Here is a 20954-nt window from a genome sequence, read left to right as displayed (position 1 = left end):
AACAATGGTGAAAGTAACCGTTGACGGTATCCCCGTCGAGGTCGCGGCAGGTTCCAGCGCCCTTCAGGCGTGTGAGGCGGCGGGCAAGGAAATCCCGCGTTTCTGTTATCACGAACGCCTGTCTGTGGCGGGCAACTGCCGTATGTGCATGGTCGAGGTCTCGGGCGGGCGCAAGCCGGTCGCCTCCTGCGGGTTTCCGATAAACGAAGGCATGCAGATCTTCACCGATACGGAGGTGGTGCGTCGCGCCCGCCGCGCGGTGATGGAGTTCCTGCTGATCAATCACCCGCTTGACTGTCCGATCTGCGATCAGGGCGGCGAATGCGACCTGCAGGATCAGGCATTCGGTTATGGCGCGGACCATACCCGTTACCATGAAAACAAGCGCGCGGTGACCGACAAGTATCTTGGCCCGCTGGTCAAGACGGTCATGACACGGTGCATCCAGTGTACGCGCTGCATCCGTTTTTCCACCGAAATCGCGGGCGTTCCGGAACTGGGCGGCATTTCGCGCGGGGAAAATCTGGAAATCACCAATTATGTTGAAAAGGCCCTGACATCCGAACTGTCGGGTAACCTGATCGATATCTGCCCCGTCGGTGCGCTGACTTCGCAGCCTTACGCATTTACCGCGCGGTCGTGGGAACTCAAGCGCACGGATTCAATCGATGTGTGCGACGCGGTAGGCACCAATATCGTCATGCAGGCCCGTGGGGCCGCCGTGCTGCGCATCGTGCCGCGCATCAATGACGAAGTGAACGAGGAATGGCTGGCGGACAAGGGGCGCTTTGTTGTGGACGGGTTCCGCCGCCGCCGTCTGGACCGGCCTTGGGTGCGGGTGGATGGCAGGCTCCAGCCCGCAAGCTGGCAGGATGCGTTCGCCACCATCGCCACACGGCTGAAGGATGTGCCGGGCCAGCGTATCGGCGCGATCGCGGGCGACATGTGCGATGCGGAAAGCATGATGGCGCTGAAGGATCTGATGGAAACATTGGGTTCGCCCAATATTGACTGCCGTCAGGACGGGGCGAAATACGATACTTCACGCCGGGACTTCTATACTTTCAACACAGGTATCGCCGGGATCGAGGATGCGGATGCCCTGCTGATCGTAGGCTCCATTCCCCGGCAGGAAGCGCCCGTGCTGAATGCGCGTATCCGTAAACGCTACCTTGCGGCAGGCCGGGGTGGTTTTCCCATCGGCATGATCGGCGCGCCCAATGCCGATCCGACATACGCAGTGGATGTGCTGGGGCAGGGGCCGGACGCGCTGGCGGCCCTTGCCGACGGCACGCATCCGTTTGCCGATGTGCTGGCGGGCGCAAAAAAACCGATGATCATTGTCGGCCATGGTGCGCTGACCCGCCCGGACGGGCAGGCGATTGCGCGTGCATGCTGGGATCTGGCGGCGAAGGTCGGGGCGATCAGCCCGGACTGGCACGGGTTCAATGTCCTGCATACGGCGGCAAGCCGGGTCGCGGGGCTGGATCTTGGTTTCCTGCCCGGCCCGCAGGGACGCGATGTGGCGGGCATGCTGGATGGCGGCGTTGACGTGCTGTGGCTGCTGGGCGCGGACGAGTTCCCGACCGATCGTATCGGGCCGGAAACCTTCGTCGTCTATCAGGGGCATCATGGCGATGCGGGTGCCGCGCGGGCGGATGTGATCCTGCCGGGCACGCTTTATGCGGAAAAGCCGGGCACCTACACCAATACCGAAGGGCGCGTGCAGGAAGCGTTCCGCGCGGTCATGCCGCCGGGTGATGCGCGTGAAGACTGGCGCATCCTGCGGGCCTTTTCCGAAGTGGCGGGCCACAAACTGCCCTACGATACGCTGGAAGCCCTGCGTGCGCGCATGGTGCAGGCCAGCCCGGTATTCGGGCACGCGGTATGGAGCCGCCATGGCACATCGGACACCACGGCACCCGATGCGGGGACGGTTCCGGTGTCGGATGCGCCGCTTCGGCCGGTCATATCCGATTATTACCTGACCCACGCCGTGTGCCGCGCCAGCCCGACCATGGAAACCTGTTCGGGGATTTACCTGCACCCCGCCATCGAGGCTGCGGAGTAGGGACATGGCTGATTTCTTCTTTCATACCGTCATCGGCCAGATCCTGCTGATCGTGCTGGAATCCCTGGCGGTGCTGGTGCCGCTGCTGCTGGGCGTGGCGTATCTGACCCTGGCCGAACGTAAGGTCATGGCCGCGATGCAGTTGCGCAAGGGGCCGAATGTAAACGGCCCGTTCGGCGTGCTGCAGGCTTTCGCCGATGCGATCAAGATGCTGACGAAGGAGACGGTCATTCCGTCTAGTGCTAACAGGATGCTGTTCCTGTTCGCGCCGTTCCTGACCTTCTCGCTGGCCATGGTGGCGTGGGCGGTGATTCCCACGGGGAACGGGCTGGCCATCGCCAACATCAATGTGGGTGTCCTGTACCTGCTGGCGATTTCCTCGCTGGGTGTTTACGGCATCCTGATCGCGGGCTGGGCGTCCAATTCCAAATACGCGTTTCTTGGCGGGCTGCGTTCTGCGGCGCAGATGGTGTCGTATGAAGTGTCCATCGGGCTGGTGATCGTATCGGTCCTGCTGGCGGTGGGCAGCCTCAACCTCAATGACATCGTGCTGGCGCAGCGCCATGTCTGGTTCTGCCTGCCGATGTTCCCGATGTTCATCGTGTTTTTCATCTCGGCGCTGGCCGAGACCAACCGTGCGCCCTTTGACCTGCCGGAAGGCGAGAGCGAACTGGTGGCGGGCTTCTTCGTCGAATATTCAGCCTTGGCATTCGGCCTGTTCTTTCTGGGCGAATACGCGAACATGTTCCTCATGTCCGGCATGGTCAGCATCCTGTTTCTTGGTGGCTGGCTGCCGCCGCTGGGCATCGCGCCCTTTACATGGATACCGGGGCCGCTGTGGCTGATCGCCAAGATCCTGTTCTGCCTGTTCGTGTTCATCTGGGTGCGCGCGACATTCCCCCGCTATCGCTACGACCAGCTCATGCGGCTGGGGTGGAAGGTGTTCCTGCCATTCTCGCTGGCGTGGATGGTGCTGAGCGCGGGATTCCTGATGGTAACGGGCCTTCTGCCCGGAGGAGCAGGCTAATGGGTACATTAAGCAAGGCCGCCCGCTCCATGCTGCTGTCCGAACTGGTGGCGGGCATGAGCGTGACGCTGAAGGCGTTTTTCAAGCCGAAGGCCACGATCAACTACCCTTATGAAAAGGGCGTGCTTTCGCCACGCTTTCGTGGCGAACACGCATTGCGCCGCTACCCCAACGGGGAAGAACGCTGCATTGCGTGCAAGCTGTGCGAGGCGACATGCCCTGCGGAAGCCATCACCATCGAGGCCGAACCGCGCGATGACGGCTCCCGCCGCACCACGCGCTACGACATTGATATGACCAAGTGCATCTATTGCGGCCTGTGCGAGGAAGCCTGCCCGGTCGATGCGATTGTCGAAGGGCCGAATTATGAGTTCGCGACCGAAACCCGCGAAGAACTTATGTACAACAAGGACAAGCTTCTGGCCAATGGCGACCGCTGGGAAAGCGTTCTCGCCCGCAGGCTCGAGCTTGATGCCCCGTACCGCTGATACCGCACGGCGGACCGCGCGCAGGCCGTGGCCGCCATGCCAGCAGGAGGAAACATCCATGCGGCAGGAAGCTCACCCATGATGACCCAAATCGTCTTTTACGTTTTCGCGGCGGTTCTGGTCCTGTCCGCCACCATGGTGGTGTGCGCCCGTAACCCCGTGCATTCGGTGCTGTTCCTGATTCTGGCGTTCTTCAACGCAGCGGGGCTGTTCCTGATCGCGGGGGCCGAATTCCTGGCGATGACGCTGGTTATTGTCTATGTCGGCGCGGTCGCGGTGCTGTTCCTGTTCGTGGTCATGATGCTTGATGTCCGCTTTGCGCAGATGCGTGAAGGCGTGCAGCGTTACGCCCCGATCGGGGCTGCGGTTGGTGGCGTGCTGCTGGTGGAACTCATCATGGCGTTCACCCACTGGCGCGTGGCGGGCAATATCGGGCAGATCACGCATCTGGTTCCGTCCTCGCCCAACCGGACCAACACGGCGGCGCTGGGGGATGTGCTCTACACCCACTATATTTTCCTGTTCCAGACCTGCGCGCTGGTGCTGCTGGTGGCCATGATCGGCGCGATCGTGCTGACCCTGCGCGACCGCCCGACGGGCCGCAGGCAGAACATCGACCGCCAGCACGACCGCGTGCCCCAGGAATCGCTTGAAATGCTTCAGGTGCCGCTGGGGGCCGGGGTCGCGGCACAGGGCGGCTTCCTGCGCCCGCATGACAGCTACGATGTCGCCGCCGTGCCCGGCACCTACGGGACGGAAGCATGGCGTGCGCGCGAGGCCGCGGAACAGACACAAACCGCGCTGGTGGTCATTACCCCGGCGCAAGGCGCGAAAGGACAGGACGATGAATAGCGCGATTGAGGGGATCGGCCTTGCGCCCTACCTGAGTGTTGGCGCGATCCTGCTGGTTCTGGGCGTGTTCGGCATTTTCCTGAACCGCAAGAACGTCATCATCATCCTGATGTCGATCGAGCTGATCCTGCTTTCGGCCAATATCAATTTCGTGGCGTTTTCAGCGGCTACCGGCGATCTGTCGGGGCAGGTGATGACCCTGTTCGTGCTGACCATCGCCGCGGCGGAATCCGCCATCGGTCTGGCCATTGTCACGGTGTATTTCCGTAATCGCGGCTCGATCGAAGTCGACGATATCACGATGATGAAGGGGTAAGGAAAATGCAGACAGCATCCTTCCTTTTTGAAGTGGCGGTGTTCGCGCCCCTGATCGGGTTTCTTGTCGCCGGGTGCTTCGGTCACCTTATGGGGGACGGGGCCGCGCGTTTCACGACCATCGCCTTCATGACGTGTGCGGCACTTGCCGCGATCGGCGTGCTGGGGTTCGAGATGGGCGGCGGCATGAACACGGTTATCGTGCCCGTGGCCGACTGGGTCCAGGCGGCGGGTTTCCGGGCGGACTGGCAACTGCGCATGGATGCGCTGTCGGTCAGCGTGGTGGCCATGGTCACGGTGGTCTCCCTGCTGGTGCATGTGTACAGCGTGGGTTACATGGCGCATGAGAGCAGGCCGGTTTTCCGCTTCTTCTCCTATCTGTCGCTGTTTACGTTTGCCATGCTCATGCTGGTTACGTCCGACAACCTGCTCCAGCTCTTCTTCGGCTGGGAAGGGGTGGGGCTGGCGAGTTACCTGCTGATTGGCTACTGGTACGACCGTCCGTCCGCCTGTGCCGCCGCCATCAAGGCATTTGTGGTCAACCGCGTGGCGGACCTGTTCTTTCTTGTCGGCATCTCGCTCATCTTCATCCGTCTGGGCAGCGTGTCCTATGATGACATCTTTGCCGCCCTGCCTGCGCATGTGAACGACACGTTCCAGCTTTTCGGCACGCACCCGCTGCTGGAAGTCATCGCGACGCTGCTGTTCATCGGCGCGATGGGCAAGTCGGCGCAGTTGTTCCTGCACACATGGCTGCCTGACGCGATGGAGGGACCGACCCCGGTTTCCGCCCTGATCCATGCCGCGACCATGGTGACGGCGGGCATCTTCCTCATGGTGCGGATGTCGCCGCTGGTGGAACTTGCCCCCGTCACGCGCGACCTGATCGTGCTGATCGGTGGAACAACCAGCTTCTTTGCCGCGACGGTAGGGCTGGTGCAGCCTGACATCAAGCGCACGATCGCCTATTCCACCTGTTCGCAGCTTGGCTACATGTTCGTGGCGGTGGGTGTAGGGGCCTATCAGGCATCCATGTTCCACCTGACCACACATGCGTTCTTCAAGGCGCTGCTGTTCCTTGGCGCGGGCTGTGTGATCCATGCCGTTCACGATGAACAGGACATGTTCCGCATGGGCGGGCTGTGGCGCAAGATCCCGTTGACTTACATCGCCATGTGGATCGGTAGCCTTGCGCTGGCGGGTATCTTCCCCTTTGCCGGATACTGGTCCAAGGATGCGATCCTTGAGGCCGCATGGATGTCGGGTAATGGCATGGGCCATTATGGCTGGCTTATGGGCTGCATCACCGCGTTCCTGACCGCACTGTATAGCTGGCGCCTGATCTTTCTGGTGTTTCATGGCCGGCCGCGTGACGGGCATCTGTATGAAGGCGCGCATGAAAGTCCGCCATCCATGATGCTGCCGGTCGTGCTGCTGTCCTTCGGTGCCGTGGTGGCCGGTCTGGCGCTGGAACCGCTGTATATCGGCGCGCGTCATGCGGCATTCTGGAATGGGGCGATTGCCGGTGTGCCCGGTCAGTCCGTGATCGACCGTCTGGAGCAGACGCCGGGCTTCATCGCGCTGGTGCCGACATTCGCAGCCGTGCTGGGCATTGCGGTCGCCTATGTCTGCTACGTGGCAAGCCCCGGTATTCCGGCGGCACTCGCCCGCAGCCTGCGGCCGCTTTACCTGTTCCTGCTGAACAAATGGTATTTCGACGAACTGTACGATGTGGCGATCATCCGCCCGTACCGCGCCCTTGCGCGCCTGTTGTGGAAGGGCGCGGATGAAGGTGTGATCGAGGCCATTCCCGAAGGACTGGCCCGCCTGACATCCGGCAGTGCGGGACAGACGGTGCGGGTCCAGACCGGCTCCATCGCGGTTTACGCCTTTTCCATGCTGATCGGCCTGGTGGTGCTACTGTCCACCATGCTGTTTTACCGCTAACCCCAAGGATGTCAGGGCCAATACCGATGAACTGGACACTTGCTCTGCCTGAAATCGTGCTGGCCCTGTCGGGGCTGGCCATCCTCCTGGCCGGGGTGATGCAGAAGCGTGGGCAGGCTTTCTTTTCCTGCGCGATGATGACGCTGCTGGCCTTTGTCGTGACGGGGGTGCTTGTCGTAATTTCGCCCGATGGCACGGGCTACAGCCATGTTTTTATCAATGACGGCTTTGCCCGCTTCATGAAGGTGCTGAGCCTGACGGGCGCGGCACTGTCACTGGTGCTGAGCGTGGGTTATGCGCGCGAAATGGAAATCGACAAGTTCGAATTCCCGGTGCTGATCCTGTTTTCCACGCTGGGGGCCATGATCATGGCGTCCTCTGGCAATCTCATGACGCTGTTTGTGGGGCTGGAGCTTTCGTCCCTGTCCATCTACATCCTGTGCGCCTTCGCGCGTGACCGGGTTGGGGCGGCTGAAGCGGGGCTGAAGTATTTTGTGCTTGGTTCGCTCGCGTCGGGCATCCTGCTCTATGGCATTTCACTGGCTTACGGCTTTGCCGGGACGCTGGAATATGCGGGTCTGCAACAGGCCGTGCGTGGCAGCGCCGTGCTGCCTGCGGGCCTTATGGTGGGCATCGTGTTCGTGCTGGTGGGGCTGTGCTTCAAGCTGTCGATGGTGCCGTTCCATATGTGGACGCCGGATGTATATCAGGGTGCTCCTACATCGGTGACCGCCTATATGGCCGGCGCGCCCAAGATCGCGGCCTTCGCCGTGCTGCTGCGTGTCATGGCCGGTCCCTTCGGCAGCATGACGCCGCAATGGCAGTTGCTGATCGAAGTGGTATCCGCCCTTTCCATGGTATTTGGTTCGCTGGCGGCGATCCCGCAGGGGAACATCAAGCGGCTGATGGCCTATTCCTCCATCGGGCATATGGGTTACGCCATGATCGGCATGGCCGCCGGTACGGCGGAAGGCACGCGTGGCACGCTGGTCTATCTGGTGACATACCTGTTCATGAATGTCGGCGCATTTGCGGGCATTGTCGCCATGCGCCGCAATGGCCGCGCCGTAACCCGCATCAGCGATCTGGCCGGTCTGGGCCGTACGGACCCCGGCATGGCGCTGGCGATGGCGATATTCATGTTCTCCATGGCCGGGGCGCCGCCGCTGGCCGGGTTCTTTGGCAAGCTCATGGTGTTCTATGCCGCGATCAACGCGCATCTTTACGCGCTGGCTGCAATCGGTATCGTAAGCAGCGTGATCGGGGCGTACTACTATATCCGCATCGTCAAGGTCATGTTCTTTGATACCGCCGTCCCGGCGCTGGACCGGTCACCTGTTTCCGTCTCGTTCGTGTCAGTGGGAATGGGGCTGGTGACGGTGTTCTTCGTGGTGGGGCTTGGTCCCGTCGCCACGGCGGCACAGGCGGCGGCTTCCGCATTGTTCAGGTAAAGCATGACCCATATCCCGGCCTGTCCTTCCATCAGTTCCATTCCCCGCACGGGTGGTGGGGCGTGGCTGCTGGAGGTGCATGACCGGCTGGGATCGACATCGGATCTGTGCCGGGAGCGGCTGGATGCGGGGCAGGGCGCCAACGGTGTCGCGATCCTGGCCCTGAAGCAGACTGCGGGGCGTGGCAGCCGGGGGCGGGAATGGTCCGATCCCGGTGGCAATCTGGCCCTGTCCGTCATGCTGATGGGGCAGGGGGCGGATGATGTGCCTGTGGGGTTGTGGCCATTCATCGCGGGGCTTGCGCTGTATGACGCGGTTGCGGATTTTCTGCCCGCCGGGCACCGGCTGGAACTGAAATGGCCCAATGACCTGCTGCTGGATGGCCGCAAGATGGCGGGTATCCTGATCGAGACCGGCAGCGCCGGAGGTATTGCCTGGCAGGTTATCGGAATGGGGGCGAACCTGCGCTGTGCGCCTGTTATCGCCGGTCGGGATGTGGCCTGTCTGGCTGAATGCGGGGGGGATGTGCCGACTGCCCCCGACATGGCGCAGGTTCTGCTGCGCAGGCTGGATGGCTGGCTTGCCTGTCATGCGGCGCAGGGGTTTGGGGCAATCCGTACGGCATGGCTTGAACGCGGGCATCCGGTAGGCACAAAGGTTGATGTAAAGGCGGGAAACCGGCAGTTCAGCGGCACTTTTGCAGGTCTGGCCGATGATGGAATCCTGCTTTTGCATACGGCGTCCGGCCCGGTCCGGGTCGTAACGGGCGAGGTGCTTCTGGCGCCCCGCGGATGATAATAATCCAGCCCGACCACCGAAAGAGATTTGAGTCAGCGGCATTACATGATAATCCCATACAGGATTTGTTAGCGTAGGTCCGCAAACCTGCGTCGGTGTCGAGCACCATTTTCAGCCATCCGGTCCCCTTGGGGCAAGGAATGGGAAGATGGACAGGTTCCACCACGCAGCGCGGCGCGCATACCGGCCTGAGGCTGGTGACTAACGGCATTCTTGGCCCTGAACGGGCTGACAACAGGACAACCAATCCGGCACGGAACAGACGTTCCAGGCCCGTTTTCTCGAACCCATCGCAAACCGTATTAACAGAAACAGGATTTCTTGATGAATGAAGTAACAGGCGTTTCATTCCTGCCCTTGGGCGGGACAGGTGAAATTGGCATGAACCTCAACCTGTACCGTCAGGGCGAGGCATGGCTTGCAGTCGATTGTGGTATCGGCTTCAGCGGCAACGATACGCCGGAAGCCGAGATCCTGCTGCCCGATCCGGTTTTCATCGCCGAACGCAAGAAGGCGCTGACCGGCCTTGTGGTCACCCACGCGCATGAAGACCATCTGGGTGCGATCGCCCATCTGTGGCCGCAGCTTGGCTGTCCGGTCTATGTCACCCCGTTTGCCGCCGCCGTGCTGCGCCGCAAGCTGGGTGAGGCCGGACTGCTCCAGCAGGTGCCGATCCATGTCGTGGCGCCGGGCAGCGCGTTTACGGTCGGGCCGTTTGACCTGCGTTTCGTCTCGGTCACCCATTCGGTGCCGGAATCGCAGTCGCTCGTGCTGCGTACGCCGCAGGGCATCATCGTCCATACCGGCGACTGGAAGATTGATCCCGACCCGCAGGTCGGCCCCCCGACCGACCTTGAGACCTTTGCCGCCCTGGGGCGTGAAGGCGTGCTGGCGATGGTGTGTGACAGCACCAATGTCCGCACCGAAGGTCCCTCCGCCTCCGAAGCGGATGTGCGGCGCGAGATGACGCGGCTGATCGCCTCGCTTGAAGGGCGGATTGCCGTTACCTGCTTCGCCAGTAACGTGGCGCGCGTGGAAACACTGGCCAAGGCCGCGCAGGCGGCGGGCCGCCGTGTGGCGGTGGTGGGCCGCAGCCTGCGCAACCTTGAGGTCGCGGCGCGTGAATGTGGCTATCTGTCCGACGTGCCGGCCTTCCTTTCGGAACAGGATGCCAACTCGGTTCCCGATGGCGAAATCCTGCTTATCGTAACGGGCAGCCAGGGCGAGCCGCGTTCGGCCCTGTCGCGCATTGCAGGTGATACGCACCCCAATATCGCGCTGGGCGAGAATGACACCGTCATCTACAGCAGCCGGATGATCCCCGGTAACGAGCAGGCGGTGATTCAGGTGCAGGACAGCCTGACCCGTCGTGGCGTGCATGTGATTACGGACAAGGATCACCTTGTTCACGTATCGGGCCATGCAACGGGTGGCGACGTGCGCATGCTGTATGATCTCGTGCGACCGCGCTTCCTTATTCCCGTACATGGCGAATGGCGGCACCTGACCGCCAACGCGGCCATTGCGCAGGAACTCGATATCGAGCCGGTCCTGCTGGAAGATGGTGATATCCTCGATATCCGCGCTGATGGCGTTGAAGTCGGGGATACGGCGCCTACCGGGCGTCTGGTGCTTGATGGCGGGCGGATTCTGCCCATGAACGGTGGCGTCCTGTCGGCACGCCGTCGCATGCTGTTCAATGGCATGGTTCTGGGTAGCTTCGCGGTGGATGATGAAGGCTACCTGATCGGTGACCCGAAGGTGAGCGCGCCGGGCCTGCTGGATGCGGAAGACCCGGAAACCCAGCGGATCACGGAAGAGTTCAGCAATGCGCTGGATGAGATTCCCGATGAGCTGCGTGCAAGCGACGCCACCTTCCGCGAGGCGGCGAAAACCGCCCTGCGCCGCGCACTGGGCCGCAAGCTGCAGAAGCGCCCGCTGGTGGATGTGCATCTGCTGCGCGTCTGACCGGACAGGCCAAGGCCGGAAATGATTATGGCAGGAAGCGGTTGATCCGTTTCCTGCCATTTTTTTTGGTACGTTTTCCCTAAACCCGGCGTCGTTTCTGCAACCAGATTTGCCCGCGCACCTTAGCCCCGCACGGGGGCAGCGGCTACACCCCCTCACGCGGATGTTTACGTCCGGGGGATGGCGGGGCATCACGCTTCGGTGTGGTATCGGGCGGGCGGCTGCACATGCCCCATTCCACGGGCGTTGCTATTGGTTTAGGGTCCGTCGCGTTATTGGCTCCCATACTTCAAGGTTCATACGGATATGCGTCTGTCCCGCAGTTTTCTGCCGACCCTCAAGGAAAATCCGACCGAGGCCCAGATCACCTCGCACCGGCTCATGCTGCGTGCGGGCCTGATTCGCCAGACGGCGGCAGGCATCTACGCCTGGCTGCCAGCCGGATTGCGGGTACTGCGCAATATCGCGAACATCGTGCGTCATGAACAGGATGCCATCGGCGCGCAGGAAATGCTGATGCCCACCATCCAGTCCGCCGACCTGTGGAAGCGTTCGGGCCGGTATGACGCCTATGGGCCGGAAATGCTGCGCATCCGTGACCGCCATGAACGTGACATGCTGTTTGGGCCGACCAATGAGGAAATGATCACCGACCTGTTCGGTCAGGTGGTCAAGTCCTACAAGGAACTGCCGCAGGTGCTTTACCACATCCAGTGGAAGTTCCGTGACGAGGTGCGTCCCCGCTTTGGCGTGATGCGCGGGCGTGAGTTCTACATGAAGGACGCCTACAGCTTCGATACGGACTACGCTTCGGCTGTCGATACCTATCGCCGCATGATGCTGGCTTACCTGCGCACGTTCCAGCGTCTGGGCGTGCGGGCGATCCCGATGCTGGCCGATACGGGGCCGATCGGGGGCGAACTGAGCCATGAATTCCTGATCCTTGCCCCCACCGGCGAAAGCGGCGTGTTCTTCGACAGCGCACTGGAGGAGCAGGACTGGCTGGCGGAAGATGTCGATATCACCGATCGCCAGTCGCTGGAGAAATTCTTCACGCGCATGACCTCCTTCTACGCCGCGACCGACGAGAAGCATGACGAAGCCGCATGGGCGCAGGTACCTGCCGGGCGCCGCCGCGAGGGTCGTGGCATCGAGGTCGGGCACATCTTCCACTTCGGGCGCAAATACACCGAATCCATGGATATCGCGATCAGCGGGCCGGATGGCGCGCCGCTGTATCCGGAAATGGGGTCGTATGGCATTGGCGTCTCGCGTCTGGTTGCCGCGATTATTGAAGCCAGCCACGATGAAAACGGCATCATCTGGCCGGAATCCGTGGCCCCCTTCAAGGCCGCGATCATCAACCTCAAGTCGGGCGACGCCGTGTGTGACGGCATCTGCGAAAAACTGTACGCGGCCGCGCCGGACCTGCTGCTGTATGATGACCGCAGCGAACGCGCGGGCGCGAAGTTTGCCGATGCTGACCTGATGGGGCATCCGTGGCAGCTTATCGTCGGCCCGCGTGGGGCGAAGGAGGGCAAGGTCGAGATCAAGAACCGCCGCACGGGTGAACGCACCGAGGATACGGTTGAAGGTGCGCTGGCCCTTGTCCTGAAAAACCACGGCTGATGTTCGGTCCCTTCGAGCGGATGGTCGCCGGGCGCTACCTGCATGCCCGGCGCGGGGAACGGTTCGTTTCCGTCATTGCGATCTTCTCGCTTGTGGGGATCGCCCTTGGCGTTGCGACGCTCATCATCGTCATGTCGGTCATGAACGGGTTCAAGGCCGACCTGCTGGGCCGCATCCTCGGCCTGAACGGAGATCTGAGCGTATACGGCGTTACGCGCACGATCAGCGATTACGATGATGTCGCAGGTCGCGTGCGTCAGGTGCCGGGTGTGGTTTCGGCAGCGCCGCTGGTGGAATCGCAGGTACTGCTCAATTCGGGTAACTACAATGCGGGCGGTCTGGTGCGTGGCATGACCCGCAATGACCTGATCGCCCTGCACGAAGTCAGTGACAATCTGGTCGCCGGAACGCTGGATGACTTTGGAGATGATGACACCATCATCGTCGGCACCACGCTGGCCGAACGCGCCGGGCTGACCGTAGGCGGCAGGCTTACCCTTGTTTCCCCGCAGGGCGCCGCAACGGCGTTTGGCACCATGCCACGCGTGCGGGCCTATCGCGTGGTGGCGATTTTTGATGCAGGGGTGAATGATTACAACGCCAGCTACGTATTTCTGCCCCTGCATGCCGCACAAGTCTATTTCCAGCTACCCGGTCAGGTGACGCAGGTGCAGGTCATGACACGCGATGCGGAAAACGTGGCCCCGGTGCGTCAGGGCATTGAAAAGGCCATGGATGGCACCGTGCGCGTCATGGACTGGACGCAGAGCAACAACGCCTTTTTCGGTGCCGTGCAGGTGGAGCAGAATGTCATGTTCCTGATCCTGACGCTGATCATCCTTGTCGCCGCGTTCAACGTGATTTCATCGCTGATCATGATGGTCAAGGACAAGAGCGCCGATATCGCCGTGCTGCGTACGCTGGGGGCGACACGGGGTGCGATCATGCGCATCTTCCTCATGTGCGGGGCGTCGGTCGGGGTGACCGGCACGATAGCGGGCACGGTGCTGGGTATCGTGTTCTGTCTCAACATCGAACATATCCGCCAGCTTCTGCAGCGTATCACCGGCACCGACCTGTTCAATGCGGAGGTCTATTATCTGGAACATCTGCCCGCCAGGCTGATCTGGTCGCAGGTGATCGAGGTTATCGTCATGGCGCTGGTCCTGTCGCTTCTGGCGACGCTGTATCCCTCATGGCGGGCGGCGCGGACCGATCCGGTGGAGGCCCTGCGCCATGAATGAGAACCCCAATCCGTCCACACCCGCGCTGCGCATGGACGCGGTTGCCCGCCGTTATATCAGCGGGGAAGAAGTGCTGGACGTGCTGCGTGGCGCGGACCTGACCCTCTACCCCGGTGAGATCGTGGCCCTTGTGGCCCCGTCGGGCACGGGCAAATCGACCCTGCTGCACCTTGCGGGCCTGCTGGAAAAACCCGATGCGGGCTGTATCCTGCTGGCGGGACAGGACGCGGGTGCGCTGCCGGACCGGGACCGGACGGAACTCCGGCGGGACCGGATCGGTTTCGTGTATCAGTTCCATCACCTTCTGGCGGAATTCAGCGCGCGGGAAAACGTCATGCTGCCGCAGATGATCGCAGGCGTTCCGCGCAGGCAGGCACGCGAACGGGCCGAAGAACTGCTGGCGGCGTTCGGGCTGGGGCACCGCCTGGAACATCTGCCCGGCAAGCTTTCGGGGGGGGAGAAGCAGCGTGTGGCCATCGCCCGTGCCCTTGCCAACCGCCCGCAGGTGCTGCTGGCGGATGAACCGACCGGCAATCTGGATGTCCATACATCTGATGCGGTATTCGACGCGCTGCTTGAAACCGTGCGGGCGCATGGCGTGGCCGCCCTGATCGCCACCCATAACATGGACCTTGCACGGCGCATGGACCGCGTTGTTACCCTGCGTGACGGGAAGATCATCCCGCTGAAGGAAACGTCGGGCGAGACGGACGCCTAGATTTTTTTTCGGGATGGCGTGCTTTCCGTTCCTGCGTGAACGCCGCCCCGTCTGATCCGACCAGTCTGCATTATCCCATGCCGGGACCTTCGGGTTCCGGCATTTCTTTTTTCAGGCCCCCGCTCACAACCGATGCCGTAATCTGGCCGGGCATGTGCGCGGGGCCGCGTCCTGTCTGCCGTTGCCCCTGCAGCACCCGTGCGGGCAGGTCGGCCAGGTCTCGGAGGTAGTGCAAATCGGGTGGCCAGTAGGGTAGAGTGTCGCCATGTCCCATGCCGATTTCATTCACCTGCGTGTCCATTCCGCCTATTCCCTCAGTCAGGGGGCCATCCGCGTGCCCGAACTGGTGGCGCTGGCGCATGACATGAACATGCCCGCCGTCGCCATTACCGATACGGGAAACATGTTCGGCGCGCTGGAGTTTTCGCAGTACTGCGGCAAGAAGGGCGTGCAGCCCATCATCGGCTGCCAGCTTGCCCTGCCATCACGTAGCGACAAGCCGGGCATGCCGGCCGAACCGCTGGCGCTGCTGGCGCGCAATGCGGAAGGGCTGGCCAATCTCCAGTTCCTGTCCTCGGCGGGGTTCCTCCAGAATGAAACGGATGAGGCGACCGTAACCCTCGACCTGCTGTGTGAACGGGCAGGGGGGCTGTTCCTTATGACTGGCGGTAGCCGTGGCCCGCTGTTTCACATGCTGGCGGAAGGGCAGGAACGCGAAGCCGCAACCTTCATGGCCCGCCTGCATGAAGCCTATGGCACCAACATGGCCGTGGAACTGCACCGGCATGGACAGGCGGCGGAACGCGCGGTGGAGCCGGGCATGATCGCCATGGCCGACCGCATGGGCATACCGCTGGTCGCCACCAATGAATGTTTCTTCCCCCGCCCCGATATGTATGAAGCCCATGACGCGCTGCTGTGTATCGCGCAGGGGCGCACGATGGCGGAGCGTGACCGCTGGCGGGTCACGCCCGAACACTGGTTCAAGCCGCCCGAGGTAATGCGCGAACTGTTCGCCGACCTGCCCGAAGCCTGTGACAATACGCTGGAAATCGCGCGTTGCTGTGCCATTCAGGTGGAAACGCGCAAGCCCCTGCTGCCGGTCTGTCCCAAGGTGGAAGAAGGCCAGACCGAGGAACAGACCCTGCGCCACATGGCCATTAGCGGCCTTGCGAACCGTCTGTCGCGCATGAAAATCGATGACGAGACGCGCCAGAAATATGAAGAACGGCTGGCGTTTGAACTCGACATCATCGCCCAGATGGGTTTCCCCGGCTATTTCATGATCGTTGCCGACTTCATCCAGTGGGCGAAGGCGCATGACATCCCCGTGGGGCCGGGGCGTGGGTCGGGGGCGGGTTCGCTGGCGGCGTGGGCGCTGACCATTACCGATATCGATCCCATCCCGTTCAACCTGCTGTTCGAACGTTTCCTCAATCCCGAACGCGTGTCGATGCCGGATTTCGATATCGATTTCTGTCAGGACCGGCGTGATGAAGTCATCCGCTACGTCCGGCATGAATACGGGCCGGATCGCGTAGCCCAGATCATCACCTTTGGTAAGCTGCAGGCCCGCGCCGCCGTGCGTGACGTGGGGCGTGTGCTGGGCCTGCCGTTTGGCATGGTCAACCGGGTGGCGGAACTGATTCCCAACAATCCTGCCCAGCCAGTCACCCTGAAACAGGCGATAGAAGGCGAGCCGCGCCTGCAGGAAATGCGCGACGAGGATGAAGCCATCCGCCGCCTGCTGGAAATCGGCCAGCAGCTTGAGGGGCTGTTCCGCCATGCCAGTACCCACGCTGCCGGTGTGGTGATCGGGGACCGCGAACTGGTGGAACTGGTGCCGCTGTACCGCGACCCCAAGAGCGATATGCTGGTCACGCAGTACAACATGAAGTTTGTCGAGCAGGCGGGGCTGGTCAAATTCGACTTCCTTGGTCTCACCACGCTGACGATCCTGCAACGCGCGGTGAAATTCCTGCATGGCATGGGGGTTGAGGTCGACCTGTCGGCCCTGCCGCTGGATGACGGGCTGACATATGACATGCTGGCGCGCGGTGACACCGGCGGCGTGTTCCAGTTCGAAGGCGCGGGCATGCGTGACGTGCTCAAGCAGATGCGCCCGACCCGTCTGGAAGACCTGATCGCCGCCGTGGCGCTGTACCGTCCCGGCCCGATGGCGAATATTCCCGATTACTGTCGCCGCAAGCACGGGGAGGCATGGGAACCCCCGCACGAGGAAATACGCGACATCCTGGAAGAGACCTACGGCATCATGGTCTATCAGGAACAGGTCATGCAGATCGCGCAGAAGATGGCGGGCTACAGCCTGGGTGGCGCTGACCTGTTGCGGCGTGCGATGGGCAAGAAGATCCGCGCTGAAATGGACCGTCAGCGTGAAATCTTTACCGAAGGGGCGATGAAGCGCGGCATCGAACGCGAAAAGGCGGCGGAGGTGTTCGACCTCATGGCCAAATTCGCCGATTACGGGTTTAACAAATCCCATGCCGCAGCCTATGCGCTGGTTTCGTACCAGACCGCATGGATGAAAGCGAACCACCCCGTCGCCTTCATCGCTGCGTGTATGTCCCTTGCGCGTGAAAAAACCGACAAGCTGGCGGGACTGCGGCAGGAAGCCGACCGGCTGGGCATTCCGCTGCTACCGCCCGACATCAATGCGTCCGGCGCGGATTTCACGGTGGAAAAAATGCCCGACGGCCAGACCTACGGCATCCGCTACGCGCTGGCGGCGGTGAAGAAAGTCGGACTGAGCGCCATGCAGTCGCTGGTGGCGGTACGTGGCGACAGACCTTTCAAAGATCTTGAGGATCTGGCCGCGCGTCTGGACCCCAGGCAGGTCAACAAGATGCAGCTTGAAAACCTGGCCCGCGCCGGGGCGTTCGACACCATCCTGCCCAACCGCGCGCAGGCCTGTGGTGCGGCGGAAACCGTGATGCGCCGCGCGCAGGCCAATGCGCATGAAGCGGCCAGTGGGCAGATCGGCCTGTTTGGTGGGGGCGGCAGCGGTCCCGCCCAGCGTGAACCGCTGCGCCTGCCGCGTTGTACCGACTGGCCTGAATTCGAACGCCTGAACATGGAAGCCGATGCCATTGGCTTTCACCTGACCGGGCACCCGCTTGATTCTTACGGTCCCCTCATGCGCAGGCTGGGTGCCATCCGGGCCACCGGGCTGGAAGCGGCGGCACAGGCGGGCATTGGCCGGGTCAAGATCGCGGGCTGCGTGGTGGACCGCAAGGAACGCCCCACGCGCACCGGTAACAAGATGGCATGGGTGCGCATGTCAGACGCCAGCGGCGGGTGCGAAGTGACCTTCTTCTCCGAAGTGCTGTCGCGGTCGCGTGAGATCCTGACGGCAGGTAATGCCGTGGTCGTAACCGCCGACCTGAAGCTGGAAGGCGAGGCACTGCGCATTACCGCGTCGGACGTGATGGAACTGGAACAGGCTGCGGCGGAGGCTGCGGCTGAGCTGCGCATATGGTTCGACCGCGCCGATGCGCTGGAACCGATCCGCGATGTGCTGCATGGCAATGGCGGTGGCCGGGGGCGGGTGATCCTGCTGCCATCGGTTGCGGAAACGCGAGACGTTGAACTGACCCTGGCCGAGCGGTATCGCGTAACGCCGCGCGTGGCGCAGATGATCAAGGCGATAGAAGGGGTTGGCAGGGTGGAGCAGTTCTGAACCCGTAAAACCCGTGATATGGTCATGAACCTTGCAACCGCCGGGTTGTAATGTCATACGCTGTGAAGCATGTATCCCCCGCATGCGCGGGCGAGCGCGTGCCTGCCGCCTTTTATCGTCCCTGTCGACGCAATGCCGGATACAGAATGGACCAGACCGTCCCAGCCCCCAGCCTGTCGCACCAGCATGTCACCTTTCCGGACGGATTACGTCTGGATTGCGGTTTCCACCTTGCACCGGTGGACGTGGCCTATCGCACCTATGGCACGCTGTCGCCCGCGCGTGACAACGCCATCCTTGTCTGCCATGCCCTGACGGGCGACCAGTATGTAGCCGATCCGCACCCGCTGACCGGCAAGCCCGGCTGGTGGAGCCGCATGGTCGGACCCGGCCTGCCGATTGATACGGACCGTTTTTTTGTCATCTGCATCAATGTGCTGGGCGGCTGCATGGGCACGACCGGCCCGCGTAGCCCGCGTAGGGGCGAAGATGGCAGGCAGGAGCCGTGGGGCACCGAATTTCCCGCCATTACCATCCGCGACATGGTGCGCGCGCAGAAACTGCTGATCGACCATATGGGCATAAGCCGCCTGCTGGCCGTGGTGGGGGGGTCAATGGGCGGGATGCAGGTGCTGGAATGGGCCGCAACCTATCCCGACCATGTGTTCGCCGCGATGCCGATTGCAACATCGCCGTTTCATTCCGCGCAGAACATCGCGTTTAACGAAGTCAGCCGACAGGCCATTTTCGCTGATCCGCAATGGCATGGCGGGCGGTACTGGGAATGTAACGAGATCCCGGCGCGGGGGCTGGCGGTTGCGCGGATGATGGCGCACATCACCTACCTGTCGGAAGCCGCGCTGACCCGCAAATTCGGTCGCCGCGTGCGCCATGAACCGGGACGGGGCGGGGTGCCCGGTTCCCTGTTCGGGGAGATGTTCGAGGTGGAAAGCTATCTGCGCCATCAGGGGTCATCCTTCGTGCGGCGCTTTGATGCCAATTCCTATCTGACCATTACGCGGGCCATGGACTATTTCGATCTGGGCGCCGAGCATGATGGCGATATGTCGCACCCGTTCGCGGGCACGCGTACGCGCTTCTGCATCATTTCCTTTTCCTCGGACTGGCTGTTCCCCACATCGCAGGCGCGACTGCTGGCGCGGGCGCTCAACCGGGTTGCCGCCAACGTATCCTTTGTCGAAATCGATAGTGACAAGGGCCATGATGCCTTCCTGCTGGATGAACCGGATTTTGACCGGACCATACGCGGCTTTCTGGCCGGTACCGCCGAACATGCCGGGATTGCCTGACCATGCGCCTTGACCAGCGGCTGATCGCCGGAATGATCCGGCCCGGAACACGGGTGCTTGATGTGGGTAGTGGCGATGGCGCGCTGCTGGACCATCTGTTCCGCAATAGCGGGTGCGATGCGCGTGGCATCGAGATCGACATGAAGGAAGTGACCCGTTCGGTCGCGCACGGACTGCCGGTCATGCATGGCGACGCCGACCATGACCTTGCGCATTATCCTGACAACGCCTTCGATTACGTCGTGCTGCAACGCACGTTGCAGGCCGTGGAACGTCCGCGCGAAGTGTTGCGCCAGATGCTGCGTATCGGTCGCCATGCCATCGTATCCTTTCCCAATTTCGGGCACTGGCGGCTGCGCGTGCAGATGCTGACCCGTGGGCGCATGCCCATGACCAGCGTGTGGAGCACGCCATGGTATGATACCCCGAATATCCACCCATGCACGATCCTCGACTTTTTGACGCTGTGCGAAGATGAAGGTTATGTTGTCCAGCAATGGATGGCGGTTGATGAGGATGGCGAACGCGCCCCATGGCGGCGTTCGATCCGGCTGGCCAACCTGTTTGGTGAACAGGCGCTGTTTCTGCTGCGGCGCAAGGACACCCCACGCACATAAAAGCGGCACAAGGGGAAGACGCGATAATGGATACACTTGAGGCAATCCGCACCCGCCGGGCCATACGGACCTACGATCCCGATCACACGATCAGCGAGGCCGAACTGCGGACCATGCTTTCGGCGGCACGGATGGCGCCTTCGGCCTTCAACATCCAGCATTGCCGCTTCGTGGTGGTCCGGGACCCCGCCCTGCGCCGTGAACTGCGCGCGGTGGCGTGGGATCAGGCGCATGTAACCGACGCATCGGTGCTGATTGTCGTGTGTGCCGACCGTGATGCATGGAAGAAAAATCCGGCCCGCTACTTCAATGGCGCGCCGCAAGACGTGCAGCAGATGATGGCGGAGAAGATCCTAGCCTATTACGAAGGCCGCGAATGGGTCCAGCAGGACGAGACCATGCGCAGCAGCGGTCTGGCCGCGCAGACCCTGATGCTGGCGGCGGCCGACATGGGTTATCAGTCCTGTCCCATGGATGGTTTTGATTACGAAGCGGTGGGCAGGCTGATCAACCTGCCGCCCAACCATGTGGTGGCGATGTTCGTGGTGATTGGCAAGGGTCTGGCCCCGGCCCTGCCGCGGGTTGGTAAACTGCCCGATAGCGAAGTCATCCTGACCGACCGTTTCCCTTCCGCCTGAATATCCTGTAAACATATGGCAGGGCATGCGGGCGTGAAAAAGCTTGCGCCCGCATCCACAACGCGATACAGCATCGCGCTTGGGAACGGACCGCGCCTGTTCCTCGTGCTGGTTTGATTGCGCGTGTCCTTGACGCGGGGGACACGCAGAAACGCAGACTGGACCGGCCTTTATTCCTCAC

Annotated in this window: 16 protein-coding genes; all 16 read left to right on the top strand. The window is 62.2% G+C overall.

The genetic code is table 11. From position 1 onward, the window contains the following. The first annotated feature begins 4 nt into the window (after nucleotides 1-4). The 16 genes from nuoG (at nucleotide 5) to ACBR42_RS02345 (ending at nucleotide 20773) form a co-directional block, all read left to right on the top strand. Nucleotides 5-2071, top strand: coding sequence for an NADH-quinone oxidoreductase subunit NuoG (gene nuoG, locus ACBR42_RS02420; RefSeq protein WP_371207205.1), 2067 nt, complete (start codon nucleotides 5-7; stop codon nucleotides 2069-2071). 4 nt (nucleotides 2072-2075) lie between these two features. Then, nucleotides 2076-3098, top strand: coding sequence for an NADH-quinone oxidoreductase subunit NuoH (nuoH, locus tag ACBR42_RS02415; RefSeq protein ID WP_371207204.1), 1023 nt, complete (start codon nucleotides 2076-2078; stop codon nucleotides 3096-3098). Continuing rightward, nucleotides 3098-3586 carry an NADH-quinone oxidoreductase subunit NuoI gene (nuoI, locus tag ACBR42_RS02410; RefSeq protein ID WP_102323322.1) on the top strand — a complete coding sequence of 163 codons (489 nt, stop codon included), beginning with the start codon at nucleotides 3098-3100 and terminating at the stop codon, nucleotides 3584-3586. Before nuoH ends, nuoI begins: the two co-directional genes overlap by 1 nt. A gap of 78 nt (nucleotides 3587-3664) precedes the next feature. Further along, nucleotides 3665-4438, top strand: a complete 774-nt coding sequence (locus ACBR42_RS02405) for an NADH-quinone oxidoreductase subunit J (protein WP_371207203.1) — start codon at nucleotides 3665-3667, stop codon at nucleotides 4436-4438. Then, on the top strand, nucleotides 4431-4754 hold the full coding sequence (gene nuoK / locus ACBR42_RS02400) for an NADH-quinone oxidoreductase subunit NuoK (RefSeq protein ID WP_102323324.1): 324 nt from the start codon (nucleotides 4431-4433) through the stop codon (nucleotides 4752-4754). The genes ACBR42_RS02405 and nuoK overlap by 8 nt, the downstream gene beginning before the upstream one ends. Before the next feature lie 5 nt (nucleotides 4755-4759). Continuing rightward, the gene (gene nuoL / locus ACBR42_RS02395) at nucleotides 4760-6700 is read left to right on the top strand and encodes an NADH-quinone oxidoreductase subunit L (protein ID WP_371207202.1); all 1941 of its coding nucleotides are present in this window, start codon (nucleotides 4760-4762) and stop codon (nucleotides 6698-6700) included. Nucleotides 6701-6726: 26 nt separating this feature from the next. Next, nucleotides 6727-8151 carry an NADH-quinone oxidoreductase subunit NuoN gene (gene nuoN / locus ACBR42_RS02390; protein WP_110546353.1) on the top strand — a complete coding sequence of 475 codons (1425 nt, stop codon included), beginning with the start codon at nucleotides 6727-6729 and terminating at the stop codon, nucleotides 8149-8151. A 3-nt stretch (nucleotides 8152-8154) separates the two neighbouring features. After that, complete coding sequence (locus ACBR42_RS02385; RefSeq protein WP_371207201.1) at nucleotides 8155-8946, top strand: biotin--[acetyl-CoA-carboxylase] ligase; 792 nt, start codon at nucleotides 8155-8157, stop codon at nucleotides 8944-8946. Between the two features lie 327 nt (nucleotides 8947-9273). Then, nucleotides 9274-10917, top strand: coding sequence for a ribonuclease J (locus ACBR42_RS02380; RefSeq protein WP_110546349.1), 1644 nt, complete (start codon nucleotides 9274-9276; stop codon nucleotides 10915-10917). Nucleotides 10918-11223: 306 nt separating this feature from the next. Next, the gene (gene proS / locus ACBR42_RS02375) at nucleotides 11224-12546 is read left to right on the top strand and encodes a proline--tRNA ligase (RefSeq protein ID WP_110546347.1); all 1323 of its coding nucleotides are present in this window, start codon (nucleotides 11224-11226) and stop codon (nucleotides 12544-12546) included. Continuing rightward, on the top strand, nucleotides 12546-13790 hold the full coding sequence (locus tag ACBR42_RS02370; protein ID WP_102323330.1) for a lipoprotein-releasing ABC transporter permease subunit: 1245 nt from the start codon (nucleotides 12546-12548) through the stop codon (nucleotides 13788-13790). Before proS ends, ACBR42_RS02370 begins: the two co-directional genes overlap by 1 nt. Continuing rightward, on the top strand, nucleotides 13783-14508 hold the full coding sequence (locus ACBR42_RS02365) for an ABC transporter ATP-binding protein (RefSeq protein ID WP_371207200.1): 726 nt from the start codon (nucleotides 13783-13785) through the stop codon (nucleotides 14506-14508). The genes ACBR42_RS02370 and ACBR42_RS02365 overlap by 8 nt, the downstream gene beginning before the upstream one ends. A gap of 265 nt (nucleotides 14509-14773) precedes the next feature. Continuing rightward, nucleotides 14774-18208, top strand: coding sequence for a DNA polymerase III subunit alpha (gene dnaE, locus ACBR42_RS02360; protein ID WP_371207199.1), 3435 nt, complete (start codon nucleotides 14774-14776; stop codon nucleotides 18206-18208). 146 nt (nucleotides 18209-18354) lie between these two features. Then, the gene (locus ACBR42_RS02355) at nucleotides 18355-19518 is read left to right on the top strand and encodes a homoserine O-acetyltransferase (RefSeq protein WP_282760870.1); all 1164 of its coding nucleotides are present in this window, start codon (nucleotides 18355-18357) and stop codon (nucleotides 19516-19518) included. Nucleotides 19519-19520: 2 nt separating this feature from the next. Further along, the gene (gene metW / locus ACBR42_RS02350; RefSeq protein WP_102323334.1) at nucleotides 19521-20135 is read left to right on the top strand and encodes a methionine biosynthesis protein MetW; all 615 of its coding nucleotides are present in this window, start codon (nucleotides 19521-19523) and stop codon (nucleotides 20133-20135) included. Nucleotides 20136-20161: 26 nt separating this feature from the next. Further along, on the top strand, nucleotides 20162-20773 hold the full coding sequence (locus ACBR42_RS02345) for a nitroreductase family protein (RefSeq protein ID WP_371207198.1): 612 nt from the start codon (nucleotides 20162-20164) through the stop codon (nucleotides 20771-20773). The last annotated feature ends 181 nt before the right edge of the window (nucleotides 20774-20954 follow it).

The organism is Komagataeibacter sp. SM21 (assembly GCF_041402665.1).
Lineage (GTDB): Bacteria > Pseudomonadota > Alphaproteobacteria > Acetobacterales > Acetobacteraceae > Komagataeibacter > Komagataeibacter saccharivorans.
The sequence above is the reverse complement of the archived record's forward strand: the minus strand, read 5'-3'. Positions and strand labels throughout refer to the sequence as shown.